Genomic DNA, 11,108 nt, shown 5'->3' on the forward strand with positions numbered 1-11,108 from the left:
CGGGATGGCCCGCATGCCGCTCTGATGCTCGTCGAGACCGCGTCAATTTCAAGCGGACGGCTCTTGCGTCAGCCGCGCTTTGGCGCTCATCTGTCATACCAATAAGGCAGACAGGGCATTCCTTATGGGAATGGCCCGTCATGCTGTGCCTGAGCAGGCCTCTGGGGAGGGGATGAATGAGTTTTGATCGCCGCAAATTCCTGACGCTTGCCGGCTCGGCCGTTGCCGCGCCGGCCGTGATGCGTGTCAGTCGCGCCAATGCCCAGGAGGTGACGCTGAAGATGCATCACTTCCTGCCGCCCGTCGCCAATGGCCATTCCAAGTTCCTGAAGCCCTGGGCCGACAAGGTCGCGGCTGAATCGAATGGCCGCATCAAGATCGACATCTTTCCGTCGATGCAGCTTGGCGGAACGCCGCCGCAGCTCTTCGACCAGGCTCGTGACGGTGTTGCCGATATCGTCTGGACGCTGCCCGGCAATACGCCTGGGCGGTTCACCGGCATCGAGGCCTTCGAGCTGCCCTTCGTCTCGAACAAGCGCGCCTTGGTCAATTCGCTGGCGCTGACGGACTACGCCGAGCAGAACCTCAAGGACGAGTTCAAGGACGTCAAACCGATCTGCTTCTGGGCGCATGATCACGGGCTGATCCATGCCAACAAGCAGGTGAAGACGATGGAGGACCTGAAGGGTCTGAAACTGCGCTTCCCGACCCGGCTTGCCGGCGAAGCGCTGCGGGCGCTCGGTGCCAATGCGATCGGGATGCCGATCCCGCAGGTGCCGGAATCGCTGGCGCAGCGTGTCATCGATGGCTGCGTCGTGCCGTGGGAGGTCGTGCCGTCGATCAAGGTCCAGGAGCTGGTGAAGTATCACACCGAGATCCCGGGCTCGCCGACCTTCTATGTCGCGACCTTCATCCTGGCGATGAACCGCGCGAAATACGATTCGCTCGCGCCCGAGCTGAAGGCGGTTCTCGACAAGAACTCGGGGGCTGTTGCGGCTGCCATGGCCGGCAGGGTCTGGGACGAGCAGGCGGTCGTGGTGTCCGAAATGGTTCGCAAGCGCGGCAATACCATCACCATGCTCGACGAAGCCGAAGCGGCGCGCTGGCGTAAGACGACCGAGCCGGTGATCGACGGCTGGATCAAGGCCGCCAAGGACAAGGGGCTCGACGGCGCGAAGCTGCTGGAGAGCGCCAAGGCGGCGCTTGCCAAGCACGAGAAGGCGGCTTGACGGCGCATCATGGCGGTCAGCGGCCGGGAGGCAACGATGCCGGGCTTCGATGCTCTGGTGCGTGGGATCGCCATCGCGGGTGGCGTTCTGCTGATTGCGCTGGCGACCATGGTGGTCGTCAGCGTGACCTTGCGCAGCGACCTGATCGGCGCGGCCGGCGTCCCGGGTGATTTCGAGCTGGTGCAGATGGCGACGGCGATCGCCGCCTTCTGCTTTCTGCCCTATTGCCAGCTTCGGCGCGGCAACATCTTCGTCGACACCTTCACGCTGAAACTGCCGTTGCGCTGGCAAAGGGCAATCGATGCGCTCTGGGACATCGTCTATGCGCTGGTCATGGCGTTGATCGCCTGGCGACTCGCGGCCGGTGCGCTGGCGGCCTTCGCGAGCGGCGAGAACACGATGGTCCTGCAGCTGCCGAGCTATCTCCCGATCGCGCTCTGCGCCGTGCTGGCCGCGCTGGTTTCGCTGACCTCGTTCGTCAGCGCCAGCCGGCTGGTGAGGGCGCGCGCGTGAGCGGCTTTACCCTCGCCATCACGGGCTTCGTCGCGCTTCTCGCGCTGATGGTCGTCAGGTTGCCGATCGGGCTGGCGATGATGCTGGTTGGTGGCCTCGGCTACATCCAGCTCAACGGGCTGGAGCCGTTCCTCAACTACATCAAGACGACGCCCTATCAGATCTTCGCCAATTACACGCTGTCGGTGATTCCCCTCTTTGTGCTGATGGGGGCTTTCGCCGAGCGATCGGGCCTGGCATCCGACCTGTTCAAGGCCGCGTCGGCCTTTGTCGGCCATCGCCGTGGTGGGCTCGGGATGGCGATGATCGGGGCCTGCACGGGCTTCGGCGCGATTTGCGGGTCTTCGGTTGCGACGACGGCGACCTTCGCGCGCGCGGCGCTGCCGCAGCTGCGGCACTACCGTTACGACCCCGGCTTCGCCTGTGGTGTCACCGCCGTCGGCGGCACGCTCGGTATCCTGATCCCCCCCTCGGTGATCCTGGTCGTCTACGCGATTTCGACCGAGCAGAACATTGCCAAGCTGTTCAAGGCGGCCCTGATCCCGGGGCTGATGGCGGCCGCGATGTACTGCATCACCATCGCGCTCATGACCCGGCTCGACGCCACGCTTGGTCCGGCGCATGAGCGGATCGCCTGGCGCGACAGGCTTGGTCCGCTGCTCGGGGTCATCCCGGCGATGCTGGTCGCGCTGATCGTGGTCGGCGGCATCTATGGCGGGATCTTTACCCCGACAGAGGGGGCCTCGGTCGGCGCCTTTGTCATGTTGATGATCGGCGTGTTCCGGCGGACGCTCGGCCTGAAGGAGATCGGCGAGGCGATCCTGCAGACGGCCGAGACCTCGGCGATGATCTTTGCGATCCTGCTCGGAGCCGAGATCTTCAACGCCTTCCTGGCGCTGACCCAGGTGCCGACCGCTGCGGCCGAAATGATCGCGGCGTCGGGGTGGCAGCCTTATTCGATCCTAGTCGGCCTGCTCGTCTTCTACATCGTGCTCGGCGGCGTCATGGACGAACTTGCCATGATCCTACTGACGCTGCCGGTGTTCTTCCCGATCGTGACCGCGCTCGATTTCGGCATGCCTGTCGACGATATCGCGATCTGGTTCGGCATCCTCGTCCTGATCGTGGTCGGGATCGGGATGACCTGCCCGCCGATCGGCCTCAACGTCTTCGTCGTCGCTTCGCTGGCGCGTGATGTCCCGGTCACGCGGATCTATCGCGGGGTGCTGCCTTTCGTGCTCTCCGATATCATCCGGCTTGGCATCGTGGTGGCATTTCCAGCCCTCACGCTCTATCTGGTGAAGCTACTGGATTAGCCTGGACTGGATGGCAGCCGTGACTGTGAACGATCTCGATATCGACGACATCAAGGCCGGGCTCGCGGCTGATTCCATTCTGATCGTGGATGTGCGCGAGCCGCATGAATTCGCCGCCGGGCATATTCCCGGCTCGGTCTCGCGGCCGCTGTCCCAATTCAACCCCGCCGACCTGCCCAATCCTTCTGGAAAACGCGTCGTGTTCTCCTGCGCGGCCGGCGTGCGCTCGCTGCGGGCTCTGGAATTCGCGCAGTCGGCCGGGCTCGATATCGACAGCCATTATCGCGGTGGCTTCAAGGACTGGGCGATGCACGGCCAGCCCGTCGAGCAATAGGACCGGGCCTTGCGCTTCATGCATCGCAGCTTTCTGCCTCCGGGGGGCTGACGCGACGCCGATCCTGCTCCAGTTTCCTAAGCGACGGTTTTGAGATTTTCGTACTTTCAAGGATGTAAGCCCATGCGCCCCATGAAGTTCGGAGTCGGCCAGCCCATTCGCCGGGTCGAGGATCACCGCCTGACCACCGGGACGGGGCGCTATACCGACGATATCGCCGTCGAGGGAGCGCTGCATGCCTTCGTGCTCCGCTCGCAATATGCTCATGCGAAGTTCACGATCCGGGACAAGGACGCCGCCCGCAAGATGAAGGGCGTGAAGCTGATCCTGACGGGCGAAGATGTCGCGCATCTCGGCGACATTCCCTGCAAGGGCTTGATCACGACGGTTTCGGGCGAATCGGTCGAGCCGAATCCGGTGCCGATCCTGCCGACCGACACGGTGCGTCATGTCGGCGAGGCGGTCGCCTTCATCGTTGCCGAGACCCTGAGCCAGGCCCGCGACGCAGCCGAGGCGATCGATATCGCCTGGGAGGTCCTGCCCTCGATCACCGGTATCGCCGAAGCGCTCGCTCCAAAGGCACCGCAGGTCTGGCCGGGGCGTGAGGGCAATGTCGCGTTCGAGGCCGAACAGGGCAATGCGGAGAAGACGGAGAAGGCTTTCGCCAAGGCCGATCGCATCGTTTCCGTCACGATCGTCAACAACCGTCTCGCCTCCAACTACATGGAGACGCGCGCCTGCATCGCCGAATACGACAAGGATTCGAAACGCTGGACGCTGACGCTCGGCAGCCAGGGCAGCCATGGCACGCGCGATATCCTCGCCGGCTACATCCTGAAGGTCGACCCCTCGCGCATCCGCGTCATCACGCCCGATGTCGGCGGCGGCTTCGGCACCAAGATCTTCATGTATCGCGAATACCCCCTGACCATGGTGGCGGCCGAGAAGCTGAAACGCCCGGTGCGCTGGGTCGCGGACCGGACCGAGCATTTCCTCGCCGACACGCATGGCCGCGCCAATCTGACCACGGCTACGATGGCGCTCGACAAGCAGGGCCGGTTCATTGGCCTCAAGGTCGATCTCGCTGCGGAAATGGGCGCCTATCTCTCGCAGTACGGGCCTTTCATCCCCTGGGTCGGCACGACGATGACGCCGGGCTGCTACAATATCCCGGCCGTGCATGTGCGCTTCCGTGGGGTCTTCACCAACACCACGCCGGTCGATGCCTATCGCGGAGCCGGGCGTCCGGAGGCCGCCTACCTGATCGAGCGGCTGGTCGATGCCATCGCGCGCGAGACCGGCAAGACACCAGACGCTGTCAGAGCGCAGAACTTCGTCAGGCCGGCGGAGATGCCGCATTCGACCCAGACCGGGCCAGTCTATGATTCCGGTGAGTTCGAGGGGCATATGCGCCGCGCCATGGACGTCGCCGACTGGAAGGGCTTCAAGGCGCGTCTCAAGGCCTCGACCAAGGCCGGCAAGATCCGCGGCATCGGCATGGCCTGCTATATTGAGGCTTGCGGCGGCGGCGGCCCGGAGAGTTCAACCGTCATCCTCGAGAAGGACGGCACGGTGACCGTGCTGATCGGCACCCAGTCGAACGGGCAGGGGCACGAGACGGCCTACTCGCAGCTCGTCGCGCAGCATCTCGACATTCCGATGGACCGCATCCGCGTCGTTCAGGGCGATACCGACCGGGTCGAAACCGGATCCGGCACCGGCGGCTCGCGCTCCATTCCGGTTGGGGGGGCTGCGCTCGACAAGGCATCCTCGATCCTGACCGAGAACCTGAAGCAGCTCGCGTCCGAAAAGCTCGAGGCCGGTATCGGTGATCTCGAGATCGTCGATGGCGCGGTGCGGATCGTCGGCACCGACAAGGCGCTCGACCTCAAGGCTATTGCCGSCCTGCCTGGAGCGACGGCGGACAAGCTCAGGGTCCATCAGAGCTGGACGCCACCGGAAGCGACCTATCCGAATGGCACGCATATCTGCGAGCTGGAGGTTGATCCCGGTACCGGCGCGACCGAGATCGCCAACTATGTCGTGGTCGACGATTTTGGCGTGACTCTGAACCCGCTGATGCTCGAGGGCCAGGTCCATGGTGGTGCCGCCCAAGGCATTGGCCAGGCTCTGATGGAGGAAATCCGCTTCGATAGCTCCGGCCAGATGCTGACGGCGACGTTCATGGATTACGCTCTGCCGCGCGCGGTCGACGTTCCCAACTTCCATTTCGAGACCCGCAATGTCCGCTGCGTCACCAACGCGCTCGGTGTTAAGGGCGCCGGAGAGGCCGGGGCGATCGGGGCCTGCCCGGCGGTGATGAACGCGATGGTGGACGCGCTCGACCGTGCAGCCGGCATCCGGGCGATCGATATGCCCGCGACGCCGAAGAAGGTCTTCGGGGCATTGAGAGCTGCGGGCTATCAGCACTGACGCAGGCGTAAGCCCCTCTCGTTCCGACGTGATCACGGAAATGCGACTTGGCGTCGTGATGCGGATCGGCTGATCTGGAACGCTTCTAAGCGGCGCGCTCGACGCCGCGCTTTCCGGGAGGAGGCTTACGCATGATACGCACCGTACTCGTCGCCGCTGGCCTAGTTGTGACGCTCTCGACCGTGATTGCCCAATCGGATCCGATTGCCGAGCGTCGCAATACGATGAAGGGGGTAGGCGCCGCCACGCGCGATGGCGCGGCCATGGCCAAGGGCGAGGCTGCCTTTGACGCGACCAAGAGCGAGACTATCTTCAAGGTCTACGCGGCCGCCGCCAAGAAGATGCCGGGCCTTTTCCCTGATACGGCCAAGACCGGTGGCGAGAGTACAGCCGGACCCAAAATCTGGGAGGATCCAGCCGGCTTCAAGGCTGGGTTTGCCAAGCTCGATACGGAGGCCACCGTTGCGGCGGCGAGCTCCACCACGGACCTCGACAGCTTCCGTACCGCCTTTGGAACGGTGACCAAGAACTGTGCCGCCTGCCACGAGGTCTATCGCATCAAGAAATAGGTTTCTCTGGGCCACTGCGGTGGTGCCGCCTGGTCGAACATGAGGTGATGGGYGGGGTCCATATTGGAGCCCGCCCTTTTGTCTTTGCCCTGCACTACGGCCGTTCCAGACTCCCGCAACGTTGGTGGGGGCCGCCTGTCCGCGGCAGCGCCAGATAGATTTGCTTAAATTCCGGTGCGTTCACGAAAATGCGACTTGGCGCTGTCATGCGAATGAGCTGATCTGGAAGGGTTCTAAGCGGTGCCTGTCAGGCGCCGCATCTCCCCGAAAAGGATAGTCGCGCATGATCCGTACCGTAGTCGTTGCTGCTGGCCTCATTCTCGGCCTTTCGGCCGTCGTCGCGCAGTCTGACCCTATCGCCCAGCGCCGCGACGCGATGAAGGCCGTTGGCGCGGCAACGCGCGAGGGCGCGGCTATCGCCAAGGGCGAGGCAGCTTTCGATTCCGCCAAGGCCCAGACGATCTTCAAGGTCTACGCCGACGCGGCCAAGAAGCTGCCGGTCCTGTTCCCGGAAACCGCCAAGACCGGCGGCGAGACCACGGCTGCGCCGAAGATCTGGGAGGATCAGGCTGGCTTCAAGACCGCGCTCGCCAAGTTCGAGACCGAGTCTGTGGCCGGCGCCGCCGCCGCCAAGGACCTCGACAGTTTCAAGGCTGCCTTTGGCGCTGCGACCAAGAATTGTGGCTCCTGCCACGAGGTCTACCGCATCAAGAAGTAAGCTCGGCTGCGCCGCGCGGTTGCGTCGTGCGGTCGAACATGGGTTGATGGGCGGGCTCCACCATGGGCCCGCCCATTCTCGTCAGACCTGCGCTTCGAACTTTTGGAATCCTCGGAGCGATGAGGCACCAGCAAACCGGGAAACGCTTGATGCGCCGCCTATTCCTCACGCTCGGCATTTTCATCCTGTTGGGACTAGCCGGCTTCTATGTTCTCACTGACCCGCGCGTCGTCTCGCCCGCGCCCGAGATCGGCACTCTGCCGCCGCCGGATGTCGAGAATGGCAAACTGCTCTTTGCGGCGGGAGGCTGCTCTTCATGCCATGCAACGCCCGGTCAGGATGACAAGCTCCGGCTTGGCGGCGGGCTTGCGTTGCCCTCGCCCTTCGGCACGTTTCACGCTCCCAATATCTCACCGCACACGCGGGACGGAATCGGCAATTGGGGCGTGAAGGATTTCGTCGATGCGATGGCGACCGGTGTCTCGCCGTCGGGACAGCATTACTATCCGTCGTTTCCCTACACCTCCTATCGGCTGATGCCACCCAAGGCCCTGGCCGATCTCTTCGCCTACCTGCGCACGCTGCCCTCGGTCGAAGGACGTGCGCCGGGGCACGATCTGCCTTTCCCCTTCAACATCCGCCGCGCGGTCGGGGGCTGGAAGCTGCTGTTCTTCGACGGTACGCCGTTCCGGCCGGACCCGACGAAGAGCGAGGAGTGGAACCGGGGCGCCTATCTGGTGCAGGGGCCGGGCCATTGCGCCGAATGCCATTCCAATCGCAATGCGCTGGGCGCGATCATTCCGGCGACACGCTTCGCCGGTGGCCCAGACCCGGAGGGCAAGGGCTTCGTGCCGAACATCACGCAGCATGCGGACGGGCTGGCGAACTGGTCGAAGTCGGAGATCGCCGAGATGCTCAAGACCGGCTTTACTCCGAGCTTCGACAGCGTCGGCGGCAGCATGGCGGCGGTGGTGCGCAACACCGCACAGCTGTCAGATGCCGATCGGATGGCGATGGCGGAGTTCATCAAGTCGCTGCCGGCGGTCGTCGGCCCGCCGCGGCCCAAGAAGGCCGAGTGAGCCGCATTGGCGCGTTGGCGGTTACGCTCGCACTGTCATCCCGGTCTGCCTTTGGCCGCCCGGGATGATCCAACCTTCTGCGTTTGGATCGGCCTTCGCGAGACCGCAATCCACTCTTCAGGCCGGTGCTTTAGCGTCTACTCCATCACCGCCGCTTTGAGGATGCAGACCATCAGCGCCGAACCGGGCTGGTCGCCGACGCAGCGGACAATATGGCGGCGGTCGCAGCGGTAGCGCAGCGTCTCGCCCGCCTTGGCGCGCTGGATCACGTCCCCGACCTCGACCTCGAACTCGCCGGAGGTCACGGAGAGCGACTCGATCGAGCCGCGCTGATGACCTTCGGAATCGAGCTCGCCGCCGGGCTCGGCCTGTACGTCGTACCATTGCAGCCATTCGACCGTCTTGATCCACCCGATGATGGCGAGCCTGAGCTTGCCGTCTTCTGAGACCAGAATCGGCGTATCGGCGCGGGTGGTCTTGTCGATGAAGGCTTCCTCTTCGCCGCTCGACAGCACGCGCTCGATCGAGATGTCGAGGGCCTGCGAGAGCCGCCAGATCGTCGCCAGTGTCGGGTTGGTTTCGTTGCGCTCGATCTGGCTGATGATCGACTTGGCAACGCCCGACTGCTCCGCGAGCTCGGAAAGCGAGAGATTATAGGCCTTGCGCAGGCGCTGGATCGTCTTGCCGAGCTGGCCCGAGATGACCTGGGCTCCGGATTCGAGCTCGCGCCCGCCACGTTCCTTGGTCTCGATACCCATCCTGATACCTGTCACACGAATGCTGATCGTTTGCGGAAGCGAACAAACGTTTGTCTAACCGGACAATGCCTGTTCCAGTTGGAAGGAGCAAGCCGGAGAGGGGCGGGCGACGGCCGAGGGCGGCTTCGTCGGGGCGCCTTTCACACAATTCTGCCCGTGTTCTCAGGTCGCCCGCGTCGGGCCGACCTCGCGCGTCTCCCGCTTGAGCAGACCGAGCTGCTTCTCGCGCAGGATCACATAGATGCCGGATGCGATGACGATGGCTGCGCCGATGAGCACGGCTGAAGCCGGCCAGTCGCCGAAGACGAACCAGCCGATCGTAAYGGCCCAGAGCATCGTCGAGTATTCGAACGGCGCGATCAGCGAGGCGTCGCCGTAGCGATAGGCCTGGACCAGGAAAATCTGGCCGAGCCCGCCAAGAATGCCGATCGCGACCATGAGTGCGGCGTCCTGAAGATCGGGCATTCGCCAGCCGAGCAGAATGGTGAAGAGGCCGAGCGTCGTCGTCATCAGCGTGAAATAGAAGACGATCGCGCCGGTGCGCTCCGTCATGGTCAATTGCCGCACCTCGATCGAGGCAAAAGCCGAGCAGCAGGCGCCGGCAAGGCCGAAGGCCGCGCCGATTGCCGGTGCATTGCTGCCAGAGATCTGGAAACTGCCCAGATGCGGGGACAGCATGATCAGGACGCCGATGAAGCCGATCGTCACCGCGCTCCAGCGATAGATGCGGACACGCTCCTTCAGCACCAGAGCTGCAAGCACGACGACTGCGAGCGGCGCGGCATAGCCGAGCGCGACCGCGTCCGGGAGCGGCAGAAAGCTCAAGGCTACGAAGCCGCAGAACATGCCGGTCGAACCGATCACCCCCCGCTTGAAATGGCCGCGCAGATTCTTGGTCTTCAGGGCAGCCGGAATTTCGCCGCGCCAGCCGAGCCAGAGCAGCAGCGGGATCAGCGCGAAGAAGGACCGGACGAAGACGAGTTCACCTGTCGGATAACGGGCCGCGATCGCCTTGATGCCAGCCGACATCAGGGTGAAGGACAAAGCCGAGATCAGCTTGAGCGTGATGCCGAGGAGAGGAGACAACGGTGCTGCGCGTACGTGTCGGGGGAGAGAGTCTTATAAAAGACTTGGTCCCTCTAGATCACGTTCGCGCGTCCGGTCCAAGCGCAATGCTTGCAACCCTGATGCCCGCGGCGGCGCATGCGTGCCGAGGAAGCGTGCTGGATGCGGGTCTTGCGCGGCAGGAACTGGGAGAGAATTCCTGCCCCGGACAGCAAGGCTCACCGGGGCAGATGCTGGTCTTGCCGCGTCTCAGAACGTTCCCTTGAAGACGCCGCCGTCGATCAGCAGGTTCTGGCCGGTGATGTAGCCGGCATGGGCGCTTGCCAGGAAGGCGCAGGCCTTGCCGAACTCCTCGGCGCTGCCGAAGCGCCTCGCCGGGATTTCGGCCATGCGGCCCTTCGTCATTTCTTCGGGCGTGATCCCCTTGATCGCCGCCATCTTGGTGGTCGAGCCCTTCAGCCGATCGGTATCGAACATGCCGGGCAGGATGTTGTTGATGGTGACGTTGGCATATGCGACCTCGCGGGCGACGCCGGAGAAGAAGGCGGTCAGACCGGCGCGTGCGCCCGACGAGACATCGAGCCCGGTCAAGGGGGTCAGCACGCTCATCGAGGTGATGTTGACGATGCGGCCGAAGCCGCGCGCGATCATGCCGTCGACGACACGCTGCATCAGTTCGACCGGCGTCGCCATGTTCTGGATGACGCCTTCGAGCAGCGCTTCGCGCGAGACTTCGCGGAACGGCTTCGGCGGTGGGCCGCCATTGTTGTTGACCAGGATGTCCGGCTCCGGCGCGGCGGCGAGCAGCGCGTCCTGACCTGCGCGGGTCGAGACGTCGGCAACGACCGCGATCACGGTTGCTCCATACTTGGCCCGGATCTGGCTTGCCGTGGCCTCCAGCGTGGTCGCGTCGCGGCCGTTGATGACCACGGTGCATCCGGCCTCTGCGAGGGCCTCGGCGCAGCCGCGGCCAAGCCCCTTGCTCGATGCGCAAATGATGGCCGTACGGCCGGCAATACCCAAATCCATCGCGTTTCTCCCGAGCTTTCGCTGATGTTCAGCTGAGCAGAACCACGGATTGAGGTCTGCGTCAT

The 11,108-nt window shown here is 64.2% G+C and carries 11 protein-coding genes; 8 read left to right on the forward strand and 3 right to left on the reverse strand.

From position 1 onward, the window contains the following. Positions 1–176 precede the first annotated feature (176 nt). The 8 genes from AC1D34_RS00515 to AC1D34_RS00550 all read left to right on the forward strand — a co-directional run bounded on the left by AC1D34_RS00515 (position 177) and on the right by AC1D34_RS00550 (position 8,191). Positions 177–1,229: a TRAP transporter substrate-binding protein gene (locus AC1D34_RS00515; protein ID WP_441506265.1), complete on the forward strand. Its 1,053-nt coding sequence runs from the start codon at positions 177–179 to the stop codon at positions 1,227–1,229. 36 nt (positions 1,230–1,265) lie between these two features. Next, a complete protein-coding gene (locus AC1D34_RS00520; RefSeq protein ID WP_441506264.1) occupies positions 1,266–1,742 on the forward strand; it encodes a TRAP transporter small permease in 477 nt (158 codons plus the stop codon). Beyond that, positions 1,739–3,058 (forward strand): TRAP transporter large permease, encoded by a 1,320-nt coding sequence (locus AC1D34_RS00525; RefSeq protein ID WP_476823218.1) that lies wholly within the window; start codon positions 1,739–1,741, stop codon positions 3,056–3,058. Before AC1D34_RS00520 ends, AC1D34_RS00525 begins: the two co-directional genes overlap by 4 nt. A 10-nt stretch (positions 3,059–3,068) precedes the next feature. Continuing rightward, positions 3,069–3,392, forward strand: coding sequence for a rhodanese-like domain-containing protein (locus tag AC1D34_RS00530; RefSeq protein WP_441491533.1), 324 nt, complete (start codon positions 3,069–3,071; stop codon positions 3,390–3,392). Between the two features lie 123 nt (positions 3,393–3,515). Beyond that, entirely contained in the window at positions 3,516–5,825 is a 2,310-nt protein-coding gene (locus AC1D34_RS00535; RefSeq protein WP_476823219.1) for a xanthine dehydrogenase family protein molybdopterin-binding subunit, read from the forward strand. Between the two features lie 131 nt (positions 5,826–5,956). After that, positions 5,957–6,394: a c-type cytochrome gene (locus AC1D34_RS00540; RefSeq protein ID WP_441491531.1), complete on the forward strand. Its 438-nt coding sequence runs from the start codon at positions 5,957–5,959 to the stop codon at positions 6,392–6,394. A gap of 283 nt (positions 6,395–6,677) precedes the next feature. Next, positions 6,678–7,112, forward strand: coding sequence for a c-type cytochrome (locus AC1D34_RS00545; protein WP_441491530.1), 435 nt, complete (start codon positions 6,678–6,680; stop codon positions 7,110–7,112). Positions 7,113–7,261: 149 nt separating this feature from the next. Then, complete coding sequence (locus AC1D34_RS00550; protein ID WP_476823220.1) at positions 7,262–8,191, forward strand: c-type cytochrome; 930 nt, start codon at positions 7,262–7,264, stop codon at positions 8,189–8,191. 137 nt (positions 8,192–8,328) lie between these two features. Here AC1D34_RS00550 and AC1D34_RS00555 read toward each other — a convergent pair whose 3' ends face one another. The 3 genes from AC1D34_RS00555 to AC1D34_RS00565 all read right to left on the reverse strand — a co-directional run bounded on the left by AC1D34_RS00555 (position 8,329) and on the right by AC1D34_RS00565 (position 11,043). Next, entirely contained in the window at positions 8,329–8,949 is a 621-nt protein-coding gene (locus tag AC1D34_RS00555; protein ID WP_043237595.1) for a helix-turn-helix domain-containing protein, read from the reverse strand. Positions 8,950–9,111: 162 nt separating this feature from the next. Further along, the gene (locus AC1D34_RS00560; RefSeq protein WP_476823221.1) at positions 9,112–10,035 is read right to left on the reverse strand and encodes a DMT family transporter; all 924 of its coding nucleotides are present in this window, start codon (positions 10,033–10,035) and stop codon (positions 9,112–9,114) included. 228 nt (positions 10,036–10,263) lie between these two features. Further along, entirely contained in the window at positions 10,264–11,043 is a 780-nt protein-coding gene (locus tag AC1D34_RS00565; protein WP_441491527.1) for an SDR family oxidoreductase, read from the reverse strand. Between the last annotated feature and the right edge of the window lie 65 nt (positions 11,044–11,108).

The organism is Allobosea sp. P1_A7 (genome assembly GCF_056406775.1).